This is a genomic window from Micromonospora phaseoli (assembly GCF_900109115.1).
GTDB classification, from domain to species: Bacteria; Actinomycetota; Actinomycetes; order Mycobacteriales; family Micromonosporaceae; genus Micromonospora; species Micromonospora phaseoli.
Map to the genome: position 1 here is coordinate 100,269 of NZ_FNYV01000002.1, position 25,855 is coordinate 126,123.

General features: G+C 71.7%; 23 protein-coding genes. 9 read left to right on the top strand and 14 right to left on the bottom strand.

Going from position 1 to position 25,855, the window contains the following annotated elements; genetic code table 11:
- Positions 1 to 5 precede the first annotated feature (5 nt).
- The 4 genes from BMY89_RS05270 to BMY89_RS05285 all read left to right on the top strand — a co-directional run bounded on the left by BMY89_RS05270 (position 6) and on the right by BMY89_RS05285 (position 3,836).
- On the top strand, positions 6 to 1,163 hold the full coding sequence (locus BMY89_RS05270; RefSeq protein WP_092375844.1) for a coiled-coil domain-containing protein: 1,158 nt from the start codon (positions 6 to 8) through the stop codon (positions 1,161 to 1,163).
- A 128-nt stretch (positions 1,164 to 1,291) separates the two neighbouring features.
- A complete protein-coding gene (locus tag BMY89_RS05275; RefSeq protein WP_092375847.1) occupies positions 1,292 to 2,566 on the top strand; it encodes a sensor histidine kinase in 1,275 nt (424 codons plus the stop codon).
- Positions 2,563 to 3,234, top strand: a complete 672-nt coding sequence (locus BMY89_RS05280; protein ID WP_232521074.1) for a response regulator — start codon at positions 2,563 to 2,565, stop codon at positions 3,232 to 3,234. Before BMY89_RS05275 ends, BMY89_RS05280 begins: the two co-directional genes overlap by 4 nt.
- 260 nt (positions 3,235 to 3,494) lie before the next feature.
- Positions 3,495 to 3,836 (top strand): RNA polymerase-binding protein RbpA, encoded by a 342-nt coding sequence (locus BMY89_RS05285; RefSeq protein ID WP_092375853.1) that lies wholly within the window; start codon positions 3,495 to 3,497, stop codon positions 3,834 to 3,836.
- Between the two features lie 66 nt (positions 3,837 to 3,902).
- Here the strand turns inward: BMY89_RS05285 and BMY89_RS05290 are convergent, their stop codons facing one another.
- The 4 genes from BMY89_RS05290 to BMY89_RS05305 form a co-directional block, all read right to left on the bottom strand.
- The gene (locus BMY89_RS05290; RefSeq protein WP_092375856.1) at positions 3,903 to 4,469 is read right to left on the bottom strand and encodes an FxsA family protein; all 567 of its coding nucleotides are present in this window, start codon (positions 4,467 to 4,469) and stop codon (positions 3,903 to 3,905) included.
- 88 nt (positions 4,470 to 4,557) lie between these two features.
- Positions 4,558 to 5,367: a polyprenol monophosphomannose synthase gene (locus BMY89_RS05295; protein ID WP_232521075.1), complete on the bottom strand. Its 810-nt coding sequence runs from the start codon at positions 5,365 to 5,367 to the stop codon at positions 4,558 to 4,560.
- Between the two features lie 10 nt (positions 5,368 to 5,377).
- Complete coding sequence (lnt, locus tag BMY89_RS05300; RefSeq protein WP_372433266.1) at positions 5,378 to 7,003, bottom strand: apolipoprotein N-acyltransferase; 1,626 nt, start codon at positions 7,001 to 7,003, stop codon at positions 5,378 to 5,380.
- 97 nt (positions 7,004 to 7,100) lie between these two features.
- Positions 7,101 to 8,681: an FAD-dependent oxidoreductase gene (locus BMY89_RS05305; RefSeq protein WP_092375859.1), complete on the bottom strand. Its 1,581-nt coding sequence runs from the start codon at positions 8,679 to 8,681 to the stop codon at positions 7,101 to 7,103.
- Positions 8,682 to 8,754: 73 nt separating this feature from the next.
- Here BMY89_RS05305 and BMY89_RS05310 point away from each other — a divergent pair, with 73 nt between their 5' ends.
- A complete protein-coding gene (locus tag BMY89_RS05310) occupies positions 8,755 to 9,348 on the top strand; it encodes a helix-turn-helix domain-containing protein (RefSeq protein ID WP_092375861.1) in 594 nt (197 codons plus the stop codon).
- A 412-nt stretch (positions 9,349 to 9,760) separates the two neighbouring features.
- On the opposite strand, the gene BMY89_RS05315 is transcribed toward BMY89_RS05310, so the two are convergent.
- The 6 genes from BMY89_RS05315 to kdd form a co-directional block, all read right to left on the bottom strand.
- Positions 9,761 to 11,092: a glutamate mutase L gene (locus tag BMY89_RS05315; RefSeq protein ID WP_092375864.1), complete on the bottom strand. Its 1,332-nt coding sequence runs from the start codon at positions 11,090 to 11,092 to the stop codon at positions 9,761 to 9,763.
- Complete coding sequence (kal, locus tag BMY89_RS05320; protein WP_092375869.1) at positions 11,089 to 11,484, bottom strand: 3-aminobutyryl-CoA ammonia lyase; 396 nt, start codon at positions 11,482 to 11,484, stop codon at positions 11,089 to 11,091. The genes BMY89_RS05315 and kal overlap by 4 nt, the downstream gene beginning before the upstream one ends.
- Positions 11,481 to 12,230, bottom strand: a complete 750-nt coding sequence (kamE, locus tag BMY89_RS05325) for a lysine 5,6-aminomutase subunit beta (protein ID WP_092375873.1) — start codon at positions 12,228 to 12,230, stop codon at positions 11,481 to 11,483. The genes kal and kamE overlap by 4 nt, the downstream gene beginning before the upstream one ends.
- On the bottom strand, positions 12,227 to 13,786 hold the full coding sequence (gene kamD, locus BMY89_RS05330) for a lysine 5,6-aminomutase subunit alpha (protein ID WP_092375876.1): 1,560 nt from the start codon (positions 13,784 to 13,786) through the stop codon (positions 12,227 to 12,229). Before kamD ends, kamE begins: the two co-directional genes overlap by 4 nt.
- Positions 13,787 to 13,856: 70 nt before the next feature.
- Positions 13,857 to 15,425, bottom strand: coding sequence for an amidohydrolase (locus tag BMY89_RS05335; RefSeq protein WP_092377392.1), 1,569 nt, complete (start codon positions 15,423 to 15,425; stop codon positions 13,857 to 13,859).
- Between the two features lie 4 nt (positions 15,426 to 15,429).
- Positions 15,430 to 16,491, bottom strand: coding sequence for an L-erythro-3,5-diaminohexanoate dehydrogenase (gene kdd, locus BMY89_RS05340; protein WP_092375879.1), 1,062 nt, complete (start codon positions 16,489 to 16,491; stop codon positions 15,430 to 15,432).
- 142 nt (positions 16,492 to 16,633) lie between these two features.
- Between kdd and BMY89_RS05345 the strand changes: the two genes are divergently transcribed.
- Positions 16,634 to 18,040: a KamA family radical SAM protein gene (locus tag BMY89_RS05345; RefSeq protein ID WP_092375882.1), complete on the top strand. Its 1,407-nt coding sequence runs from the start codon at positions 16,634 to 16,636 to the stop codon at positions 18,038 to 18,040.
- Positions 18,041 to 18,102: 62 nt separating this feature from the next.
- On the opposite strand, the gene BMY89_RS05350 is transcribed toward BMY89_RS05345, so the two are convergent.
- Positions 18,103 to 18,297: a CsbD family protein gene (locus tag BMY89_RS05350; RefSeq protein ID WP_092375886.1), complete on the bottom strand. Its 195-nt coding sequence runs from the start codon at positions 18,295 to 18,297 to the stop codon at positions 18,103 to 18,105.
- Between the two features lie 202 nt (positions 18,298 to 18,499).
- On the opposite strand from BMY89_RS05350, the gene BMY89_RS31275 reads away from it, so the two are divergent.
- Positions 18,500 to 19,270 (top strand): arsenate reductase/protein-tyrosine-phosphatase family protein, encoded by a 771-nt coding sequence (locus tag BMY89_RS31275; RefSeq protein WP_092375889.1) that lies wholly within the window; start codon positions 18,500 to 18,502, stop codon positions 19,268 to 19,270.
- Positions 19,267 to 19,671 carry a VOC family protein gene (locus BMY89_RS05360; protein WP_092375893.1) on the top strand — a complete coding sequence of 135 codons (405 nt, stop codon included), beginning with the start codon at positions 19,267 to 19,269 and terminating at the stop codon, positions 19,669 to 19,671. Before BMY89_RS31275 ends, BMY89_RS05360 begins: the two co-directional genes overlap by 4 nt.
- Before the next feature lie 96 nt (positions 19,672 to 19,767).
- Here BMY89_RS05360 and BMY89_RS05365 read toward each other — a convergent pair whose 3' ends face one another.
- Positions 19,768 to 21,402, bottom strand: coding sequence for an ABC-F family ATP-binding cassette domain-containing protein (locus BMY89_RS05365; RefSeq protein ID WP_232521076.1), 1,635 nt, complete (start codon positions 21,400 to 21,402; stop codon positions 19,768 to 19,770).
- 385 nt (positions 21,403 to 21,787) lie between these two features.
- Here BMY89_RS05365 and BMY89_RS05370 point away from each other — a divergent pair, with 385 nt between their 5' ends.
- Entirely contained in the window at positions 21,788 to 22,414 is a 627-nt protein-coding gene (locus BMY89_RS05370) for a histidine phosphatase family protein (protein WP_092375898.1), read from the top strand.
- A gap of 117 nt (positions 22,415 to 22,531) precedes the next feature.
- On the opposite strand, the gene BMY89_RS05375 is transcribed toward BMY89_RS05370, so the two are convergent.
- Together BMY89_RS05375 and BMY89_RS05380 are read right to left on the bottom strand one after the other, a co-directional pair.
- Positions 22,532 to 24,235 carry a CDP-glycerol glycerophosphotransferase family protein gene (locus BMY89_RS05375; RefSeq protein WP_092375901.1) on the bottom strand — a complete coding sequence of 568 codons (1,704 nt, stop codon included), beginning with the start codon at positions 24,233 to 24,235 and terminating at the stop codon, positions 22,532 to 22,534.
- A 2-nt stretch (positions 24,236 to 24,237) separates the two neighbouring features.
- Positions 24,238 to 25,692 (bottom strand): polysaccharide pyruvyl transferase family protein, encoded by a 1,455-nt coding sequence (locus tag BMY89_RS05380; protein ID WP_092375904.1) that lies wholly within the window; start codon positions 25,690 to 25,692, stop codon positions 24,238 to 24,240.
- Positions 25,693 to 25,855: the final 163 nt, after the last annotated feature.

Genomic DNA, 25,855 nt, shown 5'->3' on the forward strand with positions numbered 1-25,855 from the left:
GTTCGATGGACGCCCAGCCCACCCCCGAGTACCGCCCCTGCGCCCACTGCGGACGCGACGTGCCGCAGCGCGCCGGCGCGGGCCGCCCGTTCCGGTACTGCCGGGACAACGACGGCGCCTGCCAGCGTGCCTCCCGCAACAGCCGGATGCGGCACCGCAACGCCCCCGGCCTGCCCGGTCAGGTGGCCCGCACCTGGGAGGCCGTGGATCGGCTCGACCAGATCGTGGAGACCCTCACCGAGGCGCTGCACGCCGAGCTGTCCCCGGCCGGGGTGCAGCGGCAGGTGGCGCAGGTCCGCGCGGAGACGGCCGGTGAGGTCGCGGCGGCGCAGACCGAACGCGACGAGGCGCTGCGGGCGGCCGAGGACGCTGCCGCCCGCGCCGAACTGGACCGCCGGCAGGCGCGGGCCGCGACGGCACAACGCGACGCCGCCCAGGCCGACGCCGCCCAGGCCGGCGAGTTGGCGGCGGCGGCCGTCGACCGGGCCGAGCGGGCCGAGGCGGCCCGCGACGAGGCCGGCCGGGCGTCGGCGGCCGCGCAGGCGTTACGGGCGCAGGCCGAGTCCGACCGGGACAGCGTCCGCGCCCAACTGGCATCGCTGCTCGCCGACCTGGAGGCGCAGCGGCGCCGGTCGGCCGAGCTGACCGCCGAACGGGACGCCGGTCGCGCCGACGCCGAGCGCGCCGGCCGGGCCGCCGCCGAGGCGATCGCGCAGGCCGAGCTGCTGCGGGCCGACGTCGCGGAGCTGCGGATCGAGGCCGACCGCGCCCGCGCCGACACAGAGCTGGCCCGGGCGGCTGCCGCGCAGGCCCGCACCGCTGCCGAATCGGCGTCCGCGCAGGCCGCCGAGGCCTGCGCCGATGCCGAACGGGCGCAGGCGGCCCGCGCGCAGGCCGACGCCGACCGCGACCGGGCGCAGCAGGCGGCCCGGCAGTCCGGCGAGGAACTGGCCGCCGCCACCGCCCGGATCGGCACGCTGAGCGCCGAGCTGGGGACCGTCCGGACGGCCGTCAGCACCGCCGAGGCCCAGGTGGCCGAGCTGACGGTACGCCTACGCGAGACCGAGGCCGACCGCGACGAGGCCCGGCAGCGGATGGCTCAGCTCGCCGGCCAGGTCGGTGACCTCGCCGCCGCCCTGGCCCGCCTTACCCCGACCCGCTGACCCCCACCCGCCCGCGCCCCCGCCGCCCCGGTCGGCGCGGGTGGGGGCAGGATTTTGGTCGACTGGTTGGGGGCGAACTGGTCGATGGATAGCGGTAGCCGATGCCGGGCGTTGCCTAGGCTCGTCAGATGAGCGAACGCAGTCCGGCAGCGCCCCGGTCGGGCACCAGGGCGCCGCGCTGGTTGCTGCCGGCGGAGTTGGCCGAATCAGATCCGACCCGACCGCGACCGCGCCGAACGCTGCGCGACTGGGCGGTGGACCTCCTGCTGTTCACCGGCGCCGTGCTGGTCGGCCTGGACGAGTGGGCACGACAGCCGGCCTACTACGCGCAGGCGGTACCGCAGTGGATGCTCACGGTCGATCCGTGGGTGGGTGCCGTGGCCTGTCTGGCCCTGTGGTGGCGGCGGCGGTTTCCGCTGGCGCTGGCGATCGCTCTGGTCCCGGCGCTGCTGGTGGCCGGGACGGCGACCGGTGCGTCGATGGTGGCGGTGTTCACCGCCGCGATCCGCCGCGACTGGCTGCCGGCGTCGCTGGTAACGCTGGCGTACCTGGTGCCGACGCTGCACTTCGCGGCGCAGTATCCGCCGCCGGGTATGAGCACGTCGGGGGCGCTGACGGTGGTCGCCATGATGTTCCTCGCGCCGCTGGGCTGGGGGATGGCCACCCGGGCCCGCCGGCAGCTCATCCTCGGGCTGCGTCGTGATGCGCAACGGCAGCGGCAGGAGCACCGGCGGCGGCTGGCCGACACCCGCCGCGCCGAGCGGGAACGCATCGCCCGGGAGATGCACGACGTGCTCGCCCACCGGATATCCCTGCTGTCCGTGCACGCCGGTGGGCTGGCGTACCGCACGGCGCAGGCGCAGGCCGGCACCGGGCAGCCCCTGACGCCCGACGAACTGCGGGCGGCGACGGAGGTGATCCGCGACACCGCCGCGCAGGCGTTGGACGAGTTGGGCGAGGTCCTCGCCGTGCTGCGCGCCGCAGGCCCGCAGGACGTCGCGGCGGCGCCACAGCCACGGCTGTCCGACATCGGTCGGTTGGTCGCCGAGGCGCGGGCCGCCGACCAGCGGGTGAACCTTGAGATGGTCTGTGCCCCGGGCACCGCCGAGGCGCTGCGTCCGGCCACCCAACGCACCGTCTACCGCACCGTCCAGGAGGGATTGACCAATGCCCGTAAGCATGCGCCGGGCACACCCGTCGCGGTACGTGTCGAGGCGGCCCCCGGGCCGGGGGTGGCGGTGACGGTCAGCAACCCGATGCCGCCCGGCGCCGGTGGCGGACCGGGGGCCGGCACCGGACTGATCGGCCTGGCCGAGCGGGTGGCCCTCGACGGCGGAACCCTGGAGCACGCGGTCGCCGACGAATCGTTCCGGCTGACCGTGCGGCTGTCGTGGCCGGCGTGACGGCGGGCGGACGGATCCGGGTGCTGCTCGTCGACGACGACGCGCTGGTGCGTACCGGGCTGCGGCTGATGCTCGGTGGCGCGCCGGACCTGGAGGTCGTCGGCGACACCGCCGACGGGGTGGACGTCGCCGACGCGGTCACCCGGTTGCGTCCCGACGTCGTGCTGATGGATGTGCGGATGCCGCTGTTGGACGGCATCGCGGCGACCCGGGGCATCCGCAGCCGGGCCGGGCACCGGCCGGTGGTGATCGTGTTGACCACCTTCGACGCCGACGCCACGGTGGTCGAGGCGTTGCGGGCGGGTGCGGCCGGCTTCCTGCTCAAACACACCCCACCGGAACGGATCGTCGACGCGGTCCGGCGGGCCGCCGCCGGGGAGCCGGTGCTCTCCCCCAGCGTCGCCCGGACCCTCATCGAGCGGGTCGCCGGCGGTGGCGGGCCGACCGAGGACCGCCGCCAGCAGGCCCGAAAACGGTTCGCGCTGCTCACCGAGCGGGAGCGGGAGGTCGCCCGGGCGGTCGCCGCCGGGCTGTCCAACGCCGACATCGCCGCCCGGCTGTACCTGTCCGTGGGCACGGTGAAGGCGTACGTGTCCAGCGCGCTGGCCCGGCTGGAGCTGACCAACCGCATCCAGTTGGCCCTGCTCACCCACGACGCCGAGGACTGAACGCAGCGGGCGACGTCCGGCGCGCCACCGGCGCTGACGCCACGCCGGCTGCCCGGGCCGGTTACCATTCCCGCTGGCGGCGCGGTCCGCCGAGACGACCCGGCCGGGGACGACCCCGTCGGGCGTACGTCATGGCCGGTTACCCTTGACTCCGCACCCTCGTCGGGTGCGGGCCGTCGGGGCGTGGCCGTGGGAATGGCCCGGCGGAGACGGACCGTTACACCGATAGGACCTGCACCACCGAAGAGGGGAAGTCGATCATGGGCGATCGTATGCTGCGCGGTAGCCGGCTGGGCGCGGTCAGCTATGAATCCGACCGCAACACCGAGCTCGCGCCGCGGCAGACCCGCGAGTACCTGTGCGCCAAGGGTCACCAGTTCGAGGTGCCGTTCGCCGTCGACGCCGAGGTGCCAACCACCTGGGAGTGCAAGTTCGACGGCAGCGTGGCCCGGCTGGTCGACGGCAACGAGCCCGAGCAGAAGAAGGCCAAGCCGCCGCGTACCCACTGGGACATGCTGCTGGAGCGGCGGTCGATCGCGGAGTTGGAGGACATCCTCGCCGAACGGCTGCAGGAGGTCCGCACCCGCCGCGGCCGCGCCTGACCCGGCACCGACACGGCGCCCCCGGGAGATCATCTCCCGGGGGCGCCGTCGTCGTGCGTGCGTGTGTCAGCCGTTGCGCGGCTCCACGATCTCACCCTCGATGGCGGTCCCGTCTCCCACCACCGGCTGCCCCGGCCCGGCTGCGGGCTGCTGCTGCGGCCCCGGACCGCCCGGGGGCTGCGGACGGTCCGTCGACTGCTGGCCTCCGCCCTGGTACACCCGTACCCGGCGCGGCCCGAACAGGTCACCGGCGGCCATCGACGACACCCGCCGCTCGGCAGTCCGCTGCATCCCACCGCGGGCCAACCGCCGCACCGGCGGCACCAGCAACACCAACCCCACCAGGCCACTGACCAACCCTGGCGTCGCCAGCAGCAACGCGCCCAGCAGCCCCACCAACCCGTCGGTCACCTGCCGGCCCGGCGGCCGGCCGGACTGCGCCGCCTCCCGGAACCCTCGCCACGCCCGGATGCCTTCCCGGCGCAGCAGCACCAGCCCCAACAGCGAGGCCGCGAACACCAGCAGCGTCGCCGCGCCGAAGCCGATCGCGCGGCCCACCACCACGAACACGGCCACTTCCGCGGCCACGGACACCAGCAGGGCCAACGGTACGAACCTCAGTGCTCGGCGCATATCACCCCATCCGCCTCACGGCGCCTCGTCGTCACCGCCCCGCCGGCGGGCGTAGGCGTCCCGTCCATCCAGCATGACACGCCCCCGCTCAGGGCCACCGAGCCTGCCCCGCCGTGGCGGCCCGCAGGCCGCGCCGCACCGCCGTACGCCGGTCGGACACCGCCCAGCCGGTGATCCGCCACAGCGCCTCGACCACGATCAGCGGGCTCATCTTGCTGGCGCCGCGTTCCCGCTCGGCGAACGTGATCGGCACCTCCACGATCCGCGCACCGGCCCGGTGCGCCAACCGGGACAGCTCCACCTGGAACGAGTACCCCTGCGAGCACACCGATTCCAGGTCCAGGGCGTCCAGCACGCTGGCCCGGTACACCCGGTAGCCGCCGGTGGCGTCGGCCAGCGGCATGCCCAACGCCAGCCGCGCGTACATGTTGCCGCACCGCGACAGCAGCAGCCGCCGCCACGGCCAGTTGAGCACCCGGGCGCCCCTGGTCCACCGGGATCCGATCACCACGTCCGCGTCGCGGGCCGCGGCCAGCAACGCCGGCAGGTCCTCCGGGGCGTGCGAGCCGTCGGCGTCCATCTCCACCACGGCGTCGAAACCACGCCGCCGCGCCCACGCGAACCCCGCCAGGTACGCCGCGCCGAGCCCCTGCTTGCCCTCCCGGTGCAGCACGTGCACCCGCTGATCGGCGCGGGCGATGCCCTCGGCGATCTCGCCGGTGCCGTCCGGGCTGTTGTCGTCGGCGACCAGGATCTCCACCTGCGGCGCGGCCTCACGGACCCGCCGCACGATCGCCGTGACGTTGTCGGCCTCGTTGTAGGTCGGAATGACCACCAGCACCCGACCCACTGCGGGCACCCCGGTCACCACCGGACGGATGTCGGTCCTGTGCACCACCGCTGCCCCCTCACCCCGGGCTGCCGGCCGCCTGTCCCTCTCGACCGGCCCACCGGCGCCGCAGCACCGCCGCGCCGGCCAACGCGGCCACCGCCAGCCCGGCCAGCACCACCTCCGGCAACACCCCCACCCGGGTGGCCAGCGTGCGCCCGTCGGTCAGCCGCAGCTGCCGCACCACCACCGCACGGGTGTTGAACCCAGTGGCATCGCTTACCCGGCCGTCCGGGGTCACGAACCCGGACACCCCGACCGTCGAGGCCATCAACGCCGGCCGGCCGTGCTCCACCGCCCGAAGCCGCACCATGGCCAACTGCTGGCGCGCCTCGGCCACGTCGAACGTGGCGTTGTTGGTCTGCACCACCAGCAGCTGCGCCCCGCCGACGACGGTGTCCCGGACCAGCCCGTCGTAGGCGACCTCGAAACAGATGACGTCGCCGAGCACCGTCGACCCAGTGTTGATCACCCCTGGCTCGGTGCCGGCCACGAAGTCGGCCCGTACCCGGTCGACCTGGTCACTGACCATGCGGGCGATCCGGCGCAGCGGCACGTACTCGGCGAACGGCACCGGGTGCCGCTTGATGTACAGCTGCTCCAGGTCGGGTCCGCTGCCCGGACGCCACAACAGCCCCGCGTTGCGCACCTGTCCCTGCTCCGGCCCGAACAGCACGGCGCCGACCAGGATCGGCACGCCGATGGCGTCGGCGGCTGCGGAGATCCGCGCCCCGGCGGCCGGGTTGCGCAGCGGGTCGATGTCGCTGGAGTTCTCCGGCCACACGACCAGGTCCGGGCGCGGCGTACCGCCGGCGGCGACCTCACCGGCAAGGTCGATGGTGGCGTCGACGTGGTTGTCGAGGACCGCCTGCCGCTGCGCGTTGAAGTCCAGGCCGAGCCGGGGCACGTTGCCCTGCACGATGGCCACCGTGACCGCCGCACCCGGACGGGTCGTCGCGACCGGCACCAGCAGCCCACCGGCGAGCACCAGCACCACCGCGGCGGCACACCCGGCCGCCGGCGCCCACCACCCGCCGCTGGCCGCTCGACGCGCCCGCAGCAGCCACCAGAGCCCGACCACGAGCAGACCACCGGTCAGCGCCACCGCAAAGGTCACCAGCGGCGCGCCACCCAGCGCGGCCAGCCGCAGCAGCGGCGAGCCGTCCTGACCGAACGCCAGCCGCCCCCACGGGAACCCGCCGAACGGGGTCCGGTCACGCAGCGCCTCCTGCCCCACCCACAGCACCCCGGTCAGCGCCGGCCACCCCGCCGGGAACCGGTCGGCCAGCGGCGACACCCACGCGGTGGCCGCACCCAGCAGCGCCAGGTAGCCGGCCTGCAGCAGCGACAGCAGCACCCACGGCAGGTAGCCGGTGTGCAGGTTTGTCCAGGCCAGCAGCGGCGCGAACAGGGCCAGACCGGTCAGGAAGCCCAGTCCGGCGCCGGCACGCAACCGCCGCCGGTGGGTCGCGGCGGCCAGCAGCGCCACACCGACCGGCGCCAGCGGCCACCACCCGTACGGGGGAAACGCCACCAGCAGCGCCAACCCGGCGGCCACCGCCATCGCCACCGCCACCGGCAGGCGCACCGGGCGAGCCGGGCGCCTCGGCGGGCTGGACGCGGCGGCACGGTCCACGGTCGTCACGGGCGAGTCGGGCGCGATCACGCGCCGAAGGCTACCCGGGCGATCCGGTGATCCGCGCCGCCGCCCACCGAAGCCACCCACCGAACCGGCACGAGCGCTACCGGCGGCGGGCGAGCAGCACGGCGTCGTGGATGACGATGTCCCGCCCGTCAGGATCCACCGCCGGGCGCGGCCGGGTCTGGGCCGCCAGCACCTCGAAACGGGCCGGGTCCAGCTCCTCGGCGACCTGCTCGGCGGTGTACATCATCTCCGGGTAGTGCATCCGGTGGGCCGTGGTCCGCAGGTCCCGCGGATGGTGCCCGACGATCAGCAGCCGGCCGCCGGGGGCCACCGCGTCGGCCAGCCGGGCGAACAGCTCCCTGCGGTTCTCCGGCGGCAGATGCATGAACTGCGCCGACACCAGGTCGTACGCGCTCGACGCCGGTGACCAGCGCAGCAGGTCGGCGTGGGTCCACTCGATGCGCTCGGCGACCTGCCCGGCGGCGGCCTTCGCGTGCTCGGCGGCCCGGGCCAGCGCGACGGTGGAGATGTCCACGGCCGTGACCTGCCAGCCCCGCTCGGCCAGCCACACCGCGTCGGCGCCCTCACCGCTGCCCACATCCAGGGCACGGCCCGGGGCAAGTCCCTGCACCTCGGCGACCAGCTGCGGGTTCGGTCGGCCGCTCCACACCGCCGGGCGCGACCGGTAGCGCTCCTCCCAGGCGGCCTCGGTGAACATCACCTCCCGCTGCCGTCGGTGCTCCGCCACCGCCGCCCGGGTGTCCTCCTCCATCAGATCCATGTTGATCATCGCGCCGGCGGTCAGGCCGGCTCCGGCGGCACGGATCACCTGGGCGGACACCTCGCTCACGTTGCCCGCCACCCACACACCCGGCACCGCCGTGGCGCCGGTCGCGTCCGCGGGGATCTGCCGGCCGACGACGTGACCGGCGTTCTCCACGTCGACCGCGGTCAACCCGAGTGACTCCAGCAACGCCGACCGGGCGGTCATTTGCGCCGCGACCACCACCGCGTCAAGCTCGACGACCTCACCGGAGGCCAGCCGCACCCCGGTCAGCCGGTCCTCGACCACCTCCAGCGCGGCAACCCGACCGGGTACCACCGTGACGCCCCGGGCGGCCAGCCGCTCGGTCTCCTCGGGCCCCGGCTCCGGGCTCTCGTGCAGCAGCAGCCGCACATGCGGGCTCCACTGCCGCCACAGCTGCGCCTGGTGCACGGCGAGCGGCCCACTGGCCAACACCCCGATCCGCTGGTCGCGGACCTCCCACCCGTGGCAGTACGGGCAGTGCAGCACGTCCCGACCCCACCGCTGCGTCAACCCGGGCACCTCGGGCAGCTCGTCGACCAGCCCCGTGGCGACCAGCAGCCGCCGCGCCCGCACCGTACGCGCGCCGTCGATCAGAACGACGAATTCCGCCTCGTCGCGGGTCACCCCGTCGACCCGGCCGGCCACCACCTGCCCGCCGTAGCCGGTGACCTCGTCGCGGCCGACAGCCAGCAGCTGCGCCGGCGGCGTACCCTCCCGCCCCAGGTAGTTGTGCACCCCGCTGGCGGGCGCGTTACGCGGCTCACCCGCGTCCACCACCAGCACGCTGCGTCGCGCCCTGGCCAGCGTCAGCGCGCCGGCCAGGCCGGCGGCCCCACCGCCCACCACCACCACGTCGTATCTGTCGTCCATACCCCGCTCCTTCGTCACCAGTCGACCCCCACCCTGCATCCGACCAGGAACGAAGACAAGTAATGTTGCTGTTATGGCAAACGAGGAGGCGGCGGTGCTGGCGGCGGTCGGCCCCCGACTGCGGGCCCTACGCAAACACCGCGGCACCACCCTGAGCGAACTCGCCGACACCACCGGAATCTCGGTGAGCACCCTGTCCCGACTCGAATCGGGACACCGCCGCCCCACCCTGGAACTACTGCTACCGCTGGCCCGCGCACACCAGGTGCCACTGGACGAACTGGTCGGCGCGCCGACCGTCGGCGACCCACGGGTACGGGCCCGCCCCATCGTCCGCCACGGCATGACATTCCTGCCGCTGACCCGCCGCCCCGGCGGCCTTCAGGCCTTCAAACAGATCCTGCCCCCACACACCCCCGCCGACCCGCAACCCCAGTCCCACGAGGGCTACGAATGGCTGTACGTGCTCTCCGGACGGCTACGGCTGCGCCTCGGCGACCACGACCTCACGCTCGCACCCGGCGAGGTCGCCGAATTCGACACCCGGGTCCCGCACTGCGTCGCCAACCCCGGCCCCGAACCCACCGAAGTGCTCAACCTGTTCGGCCCACAGGGCGAACGCCTGCACGTACGGGCCCGCCCCACCACCGGCCCGACCACCACCTGAACCCAGGCCCGGCGGGAAAACGAAGTCGGGGCGCGGCCTACGCCGCGCCCCGATGCTCCCAGGCCCCTCCCGGCCGATGCGGCCGAATGCGGCACGCCGACCTTCGGACCGACCGGACGGCGACTGGCTGTCTCCGTCGGGCCGTTGTCTACTGGCCGTGCACCACACCCTGCCAAACACCGGTAACCGCGGCCGGTTCGCGCCGCCCCGCCGACCCCCGCCCGCTGGACCTGGCCGCCGCGACTTTGACGTGCACCGTGTCGCTCGGCCAGCGGACGAAGGGACGAAGCGAACAACAGCCACTTCCCGTGGTAGGACTCAAAGACGGTACGTGGCACACCCCCGGCCTTGTCAACCCACCCCCGACGAGTCGCTGCCACCACCCCGGCGTGTCGCCCCGACCAACCCCTGCTCAGCCGAGCAGGGGACGCAGCAACGCCCGCGCCGCCACCGGATGATCCGCCGCGAGCAGCCCCGCCGCGGCCAACACATAGTCGGTGTCCACCACCGACCGCGCCGACCGGGGCAACGCCCACCCACCGGCATGATCGCCCAGCACCGCACCCAACACCCCCACCGCCTCGTCGCCCCGGGCATGCCGCAGCACACCACCCGAACCGACCAGCAGCCGCACATCCCGCAGATCCCGCCCCGCCCGCTCCCCGGTACCCACCCCCCGGGCATGCCGACGCACCGCCACCGTCGCCGCCAACGCCGCGATCCGCGCGTCAACGGCCCACCCCGCCCCATCAGCCGGCAGGAACCCCGGCTCAGCGGCGCGGACCACCGCCTCAGCAGCCAAACCGTCATGCTCGGCCCCCGCCACCAGACGTTCCTCGACAGCGGCGCGCACCACCCCCGGGGCGCTCCACCGCATCCCCAGATCCCCCTCGACGGTCCGGGCCCGCCACAACGCACCAGCCACCTCCCGACCCGGCCCACCGGCCCGCTCGTCGGGAGTCAGCACCGAATACACGTCCGTGGTGGCCCCACCCACGTCCACCACCACCAGGTCGCCACCCACCACATCGGCGAGAGCCTCCACCCCGGTCAACACCGCATCCGGCGTGGCCGCCCGCACCAACCGGGCAAACCGGCCACCCCGCGACAACCGCTTACCGCCGATGACATGCCGCAGGAACACCCGCCGGATCGCCGCACGCGCCGACAACGGCGCCAGCACCCCGATCCGCGGCAGCACATTGTCCGCCACCGTCACCGGCACCCCCGCACCGACCAGCACGGCGTGCAACTCCGCACGAACATCGACATTGCCGGCGAGCACCACCGGCACCCGCCACCGAGCCCGCGCCAACCGGCCCGCATTGTGCCGCAACGTGTCGGCATCCCCACCGTCGGTGCCACCCACCAGCAACACCACGTCCGGACGGGCCGCCCGCAACGCCGACAACTCCACCCGACCCAACCGACCGGCGGCCACGTGCACCACGTCCGCCCCCGCCGACAGACCCACCCGCCGGCCCGCCTGCGCGGTCACCAGGGGCTCATAACCGACCACCGCCAACCGCAGCCCACCACCGGCCGACGAACACACATACCACGGCACGTCACCGCAGCCCAGACCGACGGTGGCGGCCGCAACCGCAGCATCCAGACCGTGCAGCACATCCGAGCCCACCGTGGTCGGCGCCGCCGCCGCCGACACCAGCCCACCGCCGTCGAGGTCCACCACCGCGACCTTCGTGTACGTCGAGCCGACGTCGGCGCAGACCGCGACCCTCACGCCGCCGGCACGACCACGGTGCCGGTGGCGGTGACCGCCACCACCGGCACATCGAGCACCTCCGCGGCCGACCCACCCCGGTCCGGGCGGCCCCGACAGACCACCACACAACTCAACTCCACCGTGCGGCTACGGGTACCCACCCGGCTGACCTGACCGGTCACCTCCACCACGTCACCGGCCCGCACCGGCGCAAGGAACCGCACGTCCGAATACCCCGCGAACAGCCCCTCGTCGCCGTCGGTACGGATGCACACCTCCGTGGCCACATCCCCGAACAGACCCAACGCGTACGCCCCGTCGACCAGGTTCCCCGCATAGTGCGCGTGCGCGTACGGCACATACCGCCGATGCGTCACCGTCAACCCCAGCCGAGAGTCCCGCTCGCTCATGCCACCTTCACCCTCCTGCTCACCAACGCATGCACCAGGTAGGACGCCACCTCACCCGGAGTGGTACCCCGACCGAAAATCCGATCCACCCCCAACTCGGCCGCCTGCGACTCGTCGAACCGCGGCCCACCCACGATCAGCAACGGCCGCCGACCCGCCGGCATCGCCTCCCGGAACGCCGCCGACATCTCCCTCGTGTTGTGCAGATGCGCGTCGCGCTGAGTCACCACCTGCGACACCAACACCGCATCGGCCCTCGCCACCCGCGCCGCCTCGACCAACTCCGGCACACTGACCTGCGCACCCAGGTTCGTCACCGACAACTCCCGGTAGTACTCCAGGCCCTTCTCCCCCGCGACGCCCTTCACATTGAGGATCGCGTCGATACCCACCGTGTGCGCGTCCGTGCCGATACACGCCCCCACCACCGACAACTTGCGACGCAGCCGCCGCTTCACGACCGCGTTGACCTCCTTGGCGCTCAGCAACGGAAAATCCCGCTCCACCACCCGCACCGCCGACAGATCCACCAGATGGTTCACCCGCCCGTACACCACGAAGAACGTGAACCCGTCACCCATCTGCTTCGCGTGCACCAACATCGCCGGATCGATGCCCATCCGGTTCGCCAACTGGACCGCCGCACCCTCGCCCCGCTTGTCATGCGGCACCGGCAACGTGAACGACACCTGCACCATGCCGTCCCCGGTGGTGTCCCCGTACGGCCGCACAACCGCCCCACTCATACCGGCCGCTCCAGAATCTCGGTGGCCGGGTTGTAGTAGTCGGCCTCATGCCGCGCCACCCCGGCCAAACCCTTACCCCGATCCGCCGGCCGCTTCATGATCCCGAACGTGCCCTCGGCGATCGCGGTCAACAGCGACTGCTCACCAATCCGCTCCAACAACCGCACCGCCTCACCCAGCACCCGATGCGCCCGCTGCTGGATGAACCCGCCCGGCGCCGGCACGAAATCCTCATGCAAACCGCCCGCCGCACCCAGCACGTACCGCACGTTCTGCAGCGCGATGTCCCGATCCGACAACCACGGCGTCACCACCGCCTCGGTCATCATCCCCACCAACAGAATCCCCTGCCCGGTCATCGCACCCACCAGGTTGAAGAACCCGTCCAGCAGGTTGCCCCGGAACACATCACCGGTCATGTGCTTCGTCGGCGGCATCCACTTCAACGGCGCATCCGGAAACAGCTCCCGAGCCAGCAACGCATGCGCCAACTCCAACCGGAACGACTCCGGCACATCCGGATTGATCTCGAACGCGTGCCCCAGACCCAACTGCCGATCCGCCAACCCCGCCTCATGCGCGAAATACTCGTTGAGCAACTGCGACACCGTCACCGTGTGCGCCTCCTCCACCGCGTCGGCGGTGGTGAGATAATTGTCCTCACCGGTGTTGATGACGATCCCCGCCCGCGCATGCACCTTCCGGGAGAACCGCTGGTCCACGAACGTACGGACCGGGTTGATGTCCCGAAACAAAATCCCGTACATCGAGTCGTTGAGCATCATGTCCAGACGCTCGAGACCCGCCAACGTCGCCATCTCCGGCATGCACAACCCCGACGCGTAATTCGTCAACCGCACATACCGGCCCAGCTCCTTCGACGACGAATCCAACGCCGCCCGCATCAACCGGAAGTTCTCCTGCGTGGCATACGTACCCGCGAACCCCTCCCGGGTCGCCCCCTCCGGCACATAGTCCAACAACGACTGCCCCGTCGACCGGATCACCGCGATCACGTCCGCCCCCGCCCGCGCCGCCGCCTGCGCCTGCGGAATGTCCTCGTAAATGTCCCCCGTCGCCACGATCAGATAAATCCACGGCCGCTGCCGCGGATCCCCGTACCGCCGCACCAGCCGATCCCGCTCCACCCGACGCCGGTCAATCTGCCGAATCCCCACCGCCACCGCCCGGCGAGCAGCCCGACGCGCCGCCGTCGCCGCCCTGCCCGACGGCACCACGAACCGCACCGATCCCGCCGCCGCCTTCTGCGCCAGCAACGTCACATCGGTGAGCTGCTCCCGCACGAGCGCGTCGAACACCGGCAACGCCACCCCGTGCCCCAACCCGACGTCCGCGACCACCGCATCCACCAGCCGGTTCACCCACGGAATCCCGTCCGGATCAGCACCGGCCACCCCGGCCAACCGCAGCACCGCCCGCTCCACCGACACCGTCGTGTGGCTGCGCGCCAACTCCACCACCGGCTGCCCCGCCCGCCGCGCCAACTCCCGCGCCCGCGCCACCAGCACCGGATCCAGACCCAGCTTGCCCGTCACACCGCCACCCCACTGTGCCCGGCACCAGACCGACGAACACCCACGCCGGCGACCCACCCGCCCCGCTCGCTCACGAAGCCCCTTCCTCATAGATCACCGCACCACGCAGCACCGTGGCCCGACACACCGGCAACGGCGTCGGATCATCCACACCCCGCGCCTGAAGATCCTCGGCCTGCAACACCGGCAGCCCCCGCTCCACCCCCGCCGGCGTCGACCACACCGCGAACGTCGCCGGCGCCCCCAACGCCAACACACCCTCGCTGTCCAGGTGCACCGCCCGCCACCCGCCCCGGGTGTGCGCCGCGAACGCCGCCCGCACACTCATCCGCTGCACCGGGTTGTGATGCGCCACCGCCGCCCGCACCGACCCCCACGGATCCAACGGCGTCACCGGCGAATCCGAACCGAACGCCAACGCCACCCCGACTGCGTGCATCGCCCCCATCGGATTCGACGCCAACGACCGCGCCAACCCCAGCCGCGTCTCGTACATCCGGCCCGCGCCACCCCACAACCGGTCGAACGCCGGCTGCATCGACGCCATCACCCCGAACTCCACGAACCCGGCGATCAACCGCCGATCCATGACCTCCGCGTGCTCCACCCGATGCCGAGCCGCCCGCACCCGCTCCGTGCCCAACCGCTGCGCCGCCGCCGCGAACCCCTCCAGCACCGTCGAGATCGCCGCGTCCCCGATCGCATGGAACCCGCCCTGCATGCCATACACCGCACAGTCCAGCAGATGATCACGAACCTGCTGCGCGCTCAGATAACCGTGACCACAACCCTCACCATCGGCGTACGCCCGCGACAGATGCGCCGTACCCGACCCCAACGCCCCGTCGGCGAACAGATCCCCACCAGCACCGACCGCCCCCAACTCCCGCGCCCGCGCCGCACCACCCAACTCCCCCCAGTACCCGTACACCTCCGGCAACCCCGCCCCGGAAACCGCCAACAGCCCGGTGAAATCCTCCTCGTCGGAGATCTCCGGCCCACCACACTCATGCACCGCCGCGATCCCCAACGACGCCGCATGCCGCAACGCCACCCGCTGCGCCACCACCCGCTGCGACCGCGTCACCGACGCCCGCGCCGCCGCCCGCACCACATGATGCGCGTCACGCCGCAGCCACCCCGACTCGTCGTACCCGGGCACCGCCACCGCCTCCGGACACGCCGCCAGCAACGCCGACGACACCAGAGCCGAATGAATCGAGGCCTGCGACAGATACACCCGCCGCCCCCCAGCCGCCCGCCCCAACTCGACCGCCCCCGGCGGCTGCGGCACCGACCACGTCGACTCGTCCCAGCCGTGCCCCAACACCACCGCCTCCGCCGGCAGACCCGCCGCGAACACCGACACCGCGTCCAGCAACTCACCAGCCGACCGCACCGCGGACAGATCCAGCCCCGACAACGCCAACCCGGTGTCGCTGACATGCACGTGCGCATCCACGAACGCCGGCGTCACCAGCGCACCATCCAGATCCACCACCCGGTCCGCCGCCGGCGCATCCGCATCCGCACCCAACCAGGCGATCCGCCCGTCACGGACCAGCAGCGCCGTCGCGGACGGGTCCGCCGGGCAGTGCAGCACACCGGCGCGGTACAACGTCGAGGGGTTGTTCGTCATGGCCTCAGTCTGCCGCCAGCCGGGCCTCGAAGAGCCCACGCACCCCCGGCACGCCGCGCAGCAGACCCAACGCCAGCTCCGCATGCCCCGGCACGTACCCGTTGCCGACCAGCATCGTCACGTCCGCCGCCAGTCCCTCCGCACCCAGGGCCGCCGCCGCGAAGCTCGTCGCCATCGAGAAAAAGATCACCGTGCCGCCGTCCGCGGTCGCCAACACCGCACCGTGCTCGCAGCCCGGCACATCCACACAGACAACCGTCACATCCGCCGGCACCCCCAGCGCCGACGTCACCGCCGTCGACAACGCCACCGGATCCCGGGCGTCGGCCAACGCCACCACGTCGGCCAGCCCCGCCGCCTCCAGCGCGGCGCGCTCCGCCGCCACCGGCACCACGCCGACCGTACGGGAGGCGCCGGCCCGCCGCGCCGCCGCCAACGACAGCGAGCCGCTCTTGCCCGCACCGCCGACCACCGCCACCGACACCGGCCGGGCATCCCCCTCAATCGCCCGCTCGGCCACGTACCGCGACACCACCCGGGCGGTCAACGCCGGCGCACCACACACGTCCAACACCGCCAGGGACAGCTGCGGAGCCAGGTCCTCCGGCAGCACCGCCGCGATCGACCGGGCGAACAGGATCGCGTACCCGTCGCAGGGGACCTGCTCGCTGCGCCCGTCCCAGCGGGCCAGCCCGTCGGTCACCACCAACGGCGTCAGGGTCAGCGACACCAGCGTGGCCACCCGCTCGCCGGGCTTGAGCCCCAGCGGCGAACGCCGCCCGGACTCCTCGACCGTGCCGATCAGCATGCCACCCGAACCGGTCACCGGGTTCTGCATCTTGCCCCGAGTCGAGATGATGTCGAGGACCTCGGCGCGGACCGCGTCACCGTTCCCGCCGTGCTTGCCGGACAGCTGCCGAAAACTCGCCGCGTCCAGGTTGAGCCGCTCGACTCTGATCCGCACCTCGTTCGGTGCGATCTCCGGCCGTACGTCCAGCCGCCAGGCGGCCTGCGGCAGTACCCCCGCCGGTTCCACCACGCGATGCAGACCCACCGGTGACGTCACGCTGACCTCCCCTGTCCAGCCGCCTGAAGCCCGGACCTGGACTCGCACGACGGGAAAACTTCCGGCAGAATAATTTCTCCGCCGGATATTTTCCAGTAGCCTTCGTTTCGCTGATCACCAACGCAAGCCAAGAGGAGGGGCCGTGACCCAGACCCGACCGCCGGTGCAGACCATCCCGGCACCCGAGCCGGCCCCCGCCACCACGCTCACCGGCCAGCCCTACGAATACCGCCGCAACCCCCTGATCGAACCCGACTGGACCCGCTTCCCCGGCTGGCGCGCGGTCACCCGCGACCAGTGGGAAAGCGCCCAGTGGCAGCGCGTCAACTGCGTCAAGAACATCAAGCAGCTGCGTGCCCTGCTCGGCGACACCATCGACGAGACCTTCTACGCCGACCTCGACGCCGACCAGCGCGCCCTGGCCACCATGTCCATGCTGGTCACCCCACAGATGATCAACACCATGGTGCCGTTCGCACCGCTGACCACCGAGGCGTTCCTCGCCGACCCGATCCGGCGATACATGATCCCGGTCGCCTCCGATCGGCGCACCGACTGGCCGTCGCACCCGTACGCCACCCGCGACTCACTGCACGAACACGACATGTGGGTCGCCGAGGGACTGACCCACCGCTACCCCACCAAGGTCCTCGCCGAACTGCTCTCCACCTGCCCGCAGTACTGCGGGCACTGCACCCGCATGGACCTGGTCGGCAACTCCACCCCCGCCGTCGACAAGCTCAAGCTCACCCTCAAACCCGTCGACCGCTACGACGCGCACATCAGCTACCTGAAGGGCCACCCCGGCGTCCGCGACGTCGTCGTCTCCGGCGGAGACGTCGCCAACGTCCCGTGGCGCAACCTCGAGGCGTACCTGATGCGGCTGCTGGAGATCGAGACCATCCGCGACATCCGGCTCGCCACCAAGGCCCTCATGGGCCTGCCGCAGCACTGGCTGCAGCCCGACGTGGTCGAGGGCCTGGAGCGGGTCGGCCGCACCGCCGCCCGCCGTGGCGTCAACCTGGCCATCCACACCCACGTCAACCACGCCCAGTCGCTCACCCCACTGGTCGCCAAGGCCGCCCAGACCGCCCTCGACGTCGGCGTCCGCGACGTACGAAACCAGGGCGTCCTGATGCGCGGGGTGAACGCCACCGGCACCGACCTGCTCGATCTCTGCTTCGCACTACAGGGCGAGGCCGGCATCCTGCCCTACTACTTCTACATGTGCGACATGATCCCCAATGCCGAGCACTGGCGGGTCCCCGTCTGGCACGCCCAGCAGCTCCAGCACGACATCATGGGCTACCTACCGGGCTACGCCACTCCTCGGATCGTCTGTGACGTGCCCTTCGTCGGCAAGCGCTGGGTCCACATGATCACCGAGTACGACCGTGAGCGCGGCATCTCCTACTGGACGAAGAACTACCGCACCTCCATCGAGTCCGCCGACCTGGAGGCGCTCAGCAAGCGGTACGCCTACTACGACCCGATCGACACCCTGCCCGAGGCTGGGCAACGCTGGTGGCAGACCCACCGCGACGACTGAGCCTCGCTACGCGAATCGGAAGGGGCCGCCGGTGATCCGGCGGCCCCTTCCGATGCACCCGGTTACCGGCCGAAGGCGTCCTTCGCGTTGCGTCCCGCGTCCTTGACGTTCTCGCCGGCCTTGCGGGCGCGGGCCTCGCTCTGCTCCGAGGCGCCCTCGGCGCGCATGCGCTCGTTGTCGGTCATGTCGCCGATGCGCTCCTTGGCGGTTCGGCTCAGCTCCTCGACCTTGTTCTTCGCCTTGTCGGTGAAGCTCATGTCGCCTCCCTGCGTACCTCGGCGGGTTCGCGGAGCGCAACGCTCCGCTCTCCTGTGGTGTCCCCTGCTGTCGTTGACTGAAACGGCAGTTCACAGTGGGTGTGGCACACAACTGCTAACGCATCCTAGGACACTAGGTGCGACTCGAACCGACGGCACGACACCCAGACCAATCAATTCCGTTTGATGTACTCTCCGAATCGTGGTCCTACCGAGTCGCACCGCTCCGGCGTTCCTGCGGTTGGCCGGCCACCCGCTGCGTTGGCAGTTGCTGGCTGCGCTCGCTCAGAGCGATCTCCGGGTCCGCGAGCTGGTCGCCCTGGTTGGTCAGCCGCAGAACCTGGTCTCCTACCACCTGCGGCTGCTGCGCGACGGCGGCCTGGTCACCGCCACCCGCAGCAGCTTCGATGGCCGCGACAGCTACTACCACCTGGACCTGGACCGCTGCGCCCGCGCGCTGGCCGACAGTGGCGCCGCACTGCACCCCGCCCTGCGCGGGGACACGCCCCCACCGGGACGGCTGCCCCACCTCTCGGTGTTGTTCGTGTGCACGGGCAACAGCGCCCGCTCACCGATCGCCGAAGCCCTGCTTCGACGACAGGCAGCCGGGCAGGTGCAGGTGACCAGCGCGGGGAGCCATCCCGCACCGCGGCTGCATCGCCACACCGTGCGGGTGCTGGCCGACCATTTCGGCGTCGATGTCGCCGCCCAGCGTCCCCGGCACTTGGACACGCTCACGGGCCACCGGTTCGACTACGTGATCACCCTGTGCGACAAGGCCCGCGAAGTCGGCCCGGGCGCCAGTGACCGTACCCGCCTGCTGCACTGGAGCGTGCCCGACCCGGCAACGGTGAGCGACAGCGCGGCGGCCGGCTACCGCACCTTCATTCGGACCGCAGCCGACATCGACACCCGCATCCGGTATCTGCTGCCGGTTCTCGCCGTCACCTACCCGAGGAAGGTTCAGCCGTGACCCAACCCGACCAGTACGTCAGCGTCCGTTACCTCGTCGATGACGTACCAGCCGCCGTCGACTTCTACACCACCCACCTCGGTTTCCGCCTCAACACCAACGCCGCGCCCGCCTTCGCCGACGTGGTGCGCGGCCCGCTGCGGCTGCTCCTGTCCGGACCCACCAGTTCCGGCGCCCGCGCCACGCCCGAGGACGCCACCGGCCCGGGACACAACCGCATCCACCTCGTCGTCGACAACCTCAACGCCGACATCGACCGTCTCCGCGGCGCGGGCCTCTCGTTTCGTAGCGAGCCGGTCTTCGGGCCCGGCGGGCGCCAGATCCTGCTCGCCGACCCGGCCGGCAACCTGATCGAGCTGTTCCAACCCGCCTTGGAGTCCAAAGCCACGCCCACCCCCTGACCACGCGGTCCAGAGGTCCTGCTGGACGCCACGGCCGGGCTGACCTCCCCGACACCGAGGGGCCGTCGAGGTGCTCCACACATCCGCCAGGGCATCCTAGGACCCTAGCTCCCACTGGGACGCGCCGGCACCCGTGCTGGCACCACCGTCAGGACGGGTGCCGGCAGGCATGGCCAGCGACAGGGTGGGCCATGCCCCGAGATCGCCGAGCATCTGACGGTCGTGGGTGGCGACGACAACGGCTGCCGGGGTCTCCAGCAGGGCCGCGGTCAGATCATCGACCAGGGGGGCCGACAGGTGGTTGGTGGGCTCGTCGAGGATGAGCAGATCGGGTCGCTCAGCGAGCCGCAACGCAAGGCTCAGCCTGCGTTGCTGGCCCTGAGACATCCGCACCACGGGGGTGCGGAAGGCCTCCCGGTCGAGCAGGTTGGTCGCCGTCAAGGGCAGGCGGTCGGTGTCAACGAGGTGTCCCCGGGACTGGAGTTGGCCGAGGTGCTGGTCGTACAGTTCGTGCGCGAGCACGCCCGCAGGCCAGGCCGGCACCTCCTGCCCGAGGTACCCGACGCGAGCCCGGGTGAGGTGACGAACCTCCCCCGTCGACGGTTCGAGCTGCTTCGCGAGCAGCGTCGACTTGCCCACCCCGTTGGGGCCGGCCACCAGCAGTCGGTCACCGCCGTCAAGGGCGAGGCTGACCGGTTGGTGCAGCCGACCGGTCACGGTGACGTCGTGGCAGCGCAGAACGGGCGACCCGAACCGGGAGCCAAGGTCCGGCCACCGCAGCCGACGCGGCGGTTCGGGCACGGTTACCTGGTGCGCGTCCAGGTCCTCCTGTCGGCGTCGAAGTGCCTGGACGACACCGGGGGCACGGGACTGACGCTGGTGTTTGCCATGTCCCTTGTCCGGACGCCAGCCGGTGCTGAGTCGCTGCTGCGCCTCGTTGACCGCGTCGGCCAACCGCTGGTGTTCGGCTTGTTGCGTCTCGAAGTCGCGTACCCAGCGCTCGCGCTCCCGCCGGCGTCCGTCCTGCCAGCCGGCGTAACCCCCCGCGAAGAGGCGCGGTCGCCCGTCCTCGCTGGGATCGAGGTCCAGGAACTCCGCGGCCACGTCCCTGAGCAGCGCACGGTCGTGCGTCACGACCACCACCCCGCCGGGGTGCTGACGCAGCCGCGCGGTGAGAAATGCCAGGCCGTCGGCGTCGAGATGGTTGGTCGGCTCGTCGAGCATCAGCAGGTCGTAACGCGCACCCAGCAGGCACGCCAGGCGAACCCGGTAGCGTTGACCGACCGACAACGTCGACAGCGGACGTTCCCGGTCGGTACAGGCGTCGAGCCCGGCCAACGCCACGTCGACACGGCGCTGGGCGTCCCAGGCGTCCAGCCGGGTAGCCGCATCGAGGGCGTCCGCGTACGCCGTATCCGCGCCGTGTCCGCCCTCGGCCAGCGCCGTCGCCGCGCGGTCGAGCGCCCGCAACGCGCGGTGGGACTCCCGCATCGCCGCCATGACGAGGGTCCCCACCGTCTCGCCGCCCCGCGCTTCCAGCGCCTGCCGGGCGACGCCGAACGTGCCGATCCGTTCCACCGTGCCCTGGTCAGGCGAGATCACGCCGGTCAACACGCGCAACAGCGTCGTCTTACCACGGCCGTTCTCGCCGACGATGGCCAGCCGTGAGCGAGCGGAGACGGTCACGCTGACGTCGGACAGCACGACGTGCCCGCCCAGCACGACCCGCACGCCGTCAGCTCGAACGTGCGCCCGGTCACCTGCGGGGAGGCCGCCCCAGTCGAGGTCGGGCTCCACCGTCAGGTCTTGTGGTGCACTTTTTCCAGAATTTGTCATTGTGTGCTCTTCAGCTCGTCGTGGAGCCGGACAGCACAAACACACCGCCCGGCAGGAACGCCAGGACGGCGGAACAGAGCTGGATCAGAGAAAGCCGGTCAACCCTGCCGCCGTCAGCGGCGGGACCACAGCTTCATCGAGGCGACGCCTGAGTGCATGCGCCAATCGTACCCGCCCCTCGGACGAGCCGACGGGGCTGCCGGCGATCCCGTCGCCGCCCGGCATCGAGCACGCCGTCCTGGTTGACTGGACCCATGACCGAGCGAAGCGGAGCACCGCAATGAGCGAGATCCTGCTCGTCCGGCACGGTGAGACCACCTGGAGCGCCAGCCGCCGTCACACGTCGTACACCGACTTGGAGTTGACCCCCGACGGCGAGCGGCAGGCCCGCGCGCTCGGATCCGCCCTCGCCGGCCGGCGGTTCGTCGCGGTCCTGACCAGCCCGCGAACGCGGGCGCTCCGCACCGCACAACTTGCCGGGCTGACCGTCACGAAATCCGACGAGGACCTGGCCGAATGGAACTACGGCGAGTACGAGGGGCGAACCACCGCCGAGATCCACGACGAGCACCCCGGTTGGAGCGTCTGGTCCGACGGGTGCCCCGGCGGGGAGTCACCCAGTGAGGTCGGTGAGCGCCTGGACCGGATGCTCGCCAAGCTGCGTCCCCTGCTCGACCGGGGCCCCGTCGCCGTGGTCGGACACGCACACTCACTGCGCGTCCTCGGGGCTCGGTGGGTCGGCCTGCCACCGTCGGCCGGCGGGCTGCTCCGCCTCGACACCGCCGCCCTCAGTCTGCTCGGGCACGAACACGGCCGCCGGGTGATCCTCCGGTGGAACCAACCGCCTCCCCCACCGGCCGGAAACGCAGCGACCGGGATGGCAGCGGAGTCGACGGCCCGGCACTGATCAACCGGCCGCCGGGCGGTCGCCGACGCCCGGCGGAGCCAGGTCACCAGGGCGGCCCATGACAGATCGGCTCCGGCCCAGCGTTGACGCTGGGCCGGAGCCGATCTGCTCGCCGAATCAGAGGTAGCGCGACGCCTCGTCGAGGAAGCGCTGGGCGTACCGCTCCCCCGGGATGTCACCGAGGTAGTACTTCTTGAGCTCCTGTCGGGTGGCGGCGAGGGGATCGCTGCCGAGCAGGTCGTCGAGGGCCGCGTCGAGTCCCTGGATCCGGCCGCCGTGCGCGTCGATCACGTAGCTCACCCGCGCGAGCGGGAAGTGGTCGGTGAACGTGGTCGCCGGCGTCGAGACGGCAACCATCGCGAAGGGCTTCTCCGAGTACAGGTAGTCGGCCACCACACTCGACACGTCCGACACCAGCACGTCGGAGGCGTTGAAGCAGTCCGTCACCGACATCTTCGCCTCGGCCTGGTTGCCGAAGACGTGCGGTCGCCCGTTGACCCTGCGGTCCTCGGCCAGCAGCGCCTGGATCCGGTCGCACTCGCGGTTCAGCACCGGTGACCGTCGGCTGTACGGGTGCGGTCGGAAGACGATGCTGCAACCACGCGCGACCAACGCCTTGATGATGTCGTAGCCGAACGGCAGCGACGAATAGTTGGAGTCGGCGTAGAAACCGGCCCAGGTCGGGGCGTAGAGGACCCGGGGGTTGGCGATCGAGGCGATCGGCTTGGCGGCCACCGCGACGTTCTCCACCTGGGGACGTCCGACGACGGTGAACATCTCCACCGGCATGCTCACGCCGTTGGCCGCGAACCGGTCGATCGCCGCCTGGCCGGCGACGAAGTTCTTGTCGTAGATGCGGAAGGCCGGGTTGTGGCTCGGCACCTTGTCGCTGTCGCCGTGGTTGAGCTGGATGTGCGTCAGGTTCGTGTACCGGATGAGGTGGTTGTTCTTCGTCGCCGTGTTGACGTAGAAGGCCGCCCGCATGGACGGGGTGACCACGTCGTCCATGTCCTCCAGCCGCGACCGGAACACCACCGGCGCCTTGGTGAGCGCCACCGCCTCGTTGAAGTTGGCCTCGCCGCGTACCAGCACGAAGAACTTCCGGTCGAGGCGCTCCAGGTAGGGCAGCCACATCGCGATCTGGTAGGCGGTGCCCGCCGGTGCGGTCCAGTGCAGGACGAAGGCCGGCTCGTAGGCGGTCAGTGCGGCGGACAGGTTCGCCTCGCTGGTGCGCCGCGCCCGGGCCCGGGTCAGCGCCTGGAACACGGTGAACAACGACAGGGCGAGCGCCGCGACCGCCACCACCGCCGCGATCACCCCGAGGGCGTCGGTGAACGCGCAGACGAGCGCCACCAGGACCGCGGCGCCGTTGACCAGGACGACCCGGCTCGTGTTCGGACGCCGGTAGGGCCGCGCGCCGATCCCGGGCAGGTTCGCCGTGACAGGGTAGGCGGCCCGCGCGATCATCCCCAGCGGCGCCTCGCTGAGCACCGCGAGGCCGGCGACGGCGATGCCGACGGCCAGTGCGGGATCGACGCCGCCGTGCACCGTGCCGAGCAGGTACGCGCCGGCGAGCAGCAGTACCCGCGGCACGACCGCCTTACCGACGGCCACCGGGCCGCCGCGCAACGCGCCGCGCCAGGTCCAGGCCAGCAGACCGGCCGCGAGCGCGGCCGGGGCGAGCGCCCAGAGGCGGGAGCTTGCCACCGCCGCCAGGAGCAGGGCGGCCAGGGCCGCCACCTCGATCGTCGAGGAGACCAGCCGCGCTCCCGGCGCCGAGGCCAGGAACGCACTCAATCCGGACTTGTCCGGACCCTCCATCGTCACCGCCGGCCCCCCGTGGACAGCGGGTTGATCCGCAGCACCCGTCCCATCCGGCCCCGCCAGGTGGCCATAGATTCCTGCTGCAACTTCAGTTCCTTCTCCAACTGAGTTACCCGCTCCTCAAGCGACTTCGTTCCGCGCGGTTCGCGGAAGGGTGGTTTGAAGGCGTAGGCAGGGCGTTTGAGATCGCCGTCATGTCCCTGCCGCAGCCAGCGCAGGCGCGACATGACCTGCCGCCGCCCGACGGTGTCCGAGGCCATCAGCGTGTGCACCGGCCCGGGGAAGTTGGCGGCCGCGAGCGCCTTGTCGTAGGCGGGGTTCGCCTTGCCCGGTTGGAACACGTGCTCCAGATCGTTGTGCTCGAGGAACCGCACGTACGTGTCGAAGGTCTCGGCCTGGCGCCGTCCGAAGGTGTCGAAGTCGGCCTCGGCGTAGAGCTGCTGCGCGTCGACGTCCGCCGGCAGGTCGGCGTAGAGGCGGTACGGGATGCCGTGGTACTCGGCCAGCTCGACGGTGCGGGAGTCGTGGGCCAGCACCACCGCCGGGGTGCCCGCCAGCACGCCCGCGACGTTGCCGTGGATGCGGGTGCCGAACGTGAAGTGCTGCTGGGCCATGAATTCGACCCAGGTCGACGTGTCCACGAAGAAGCGCATCCGGTCGTTCTCGTAGAGCGGATGGTCGGTGTGGATGGGCATCCGCTTGTTGGGGATGCTGGCCGGGTTCTCGCCCCAGAGCATGAGGGCCAGCCGCTGGTGCTGCTGGGGCACGATGACGCTGTTGGGGTACCGGTTGGTGTTGGCCTCGACCAGCAGGTCGACGCCCTTGACCTTCGGGGTGTACGAGATGGCCATCGGGCTGTCGTAGGAGAGCCGGTCGACCTTGCGCACCAGCGGCCCCAGCGGCCCGTTGCCGAACATCGACGGGCAGCCGATCACCCGCACGTGCTCGTCGCCGAAGCCCAGGTACTTCAGCATGCGCGCCGTGTACTCGCCCCGGACGCCGATGGAGGCGGACCGGTTGAGAACGGCCCGGGTGAACCGGGTGACGATCTTCTTGTAGTCGTCGGGCAGCGAGTCGAAGTCCGTGCCGTACGGCAGTTGGGCGCCGATGCCCACGACCGTGACAGGAATCTTAAGCCGCTCGATGACCTTGGCGAGGCGCTCCAGGTGCGGGAGGAAGGTGTCCCGGTAGGAGTTCGCCATCGGCAGCACGAACCGGTCGAACTCCTCGTTCGTCCGGCGGACGTAGGTGCTGAGATTCACCGGACGTTCATGCACGTAGGAGTTCGCGACCACCTCGGCATCGGGCACACTCAGCACCCGGAACACCGCACTGTAGAAGAGCATGTTGCCGGAGTTGGAGCCGAAGATGCCCAGCCTGGAGGAGGCGAGGCTCTGCTCGTGAGACAGCACTTGCAGCGGACTCTTGCCAGCGCGGATGAGGATACGTGTCATGAGCGGACTCCGGCCATCGTCTGGCGCAACCGCGCTCGCATCGATCCGTACATCTCGCCCTCCCCTAGAAAAAACCCGGCATCGACCCCTTCGCCTGGGCGGCGCTAGCCGCCGTCCCGGCGGCCGGTCATGATCCGGGTCTCACTTGCGCAGAATCAGGGAT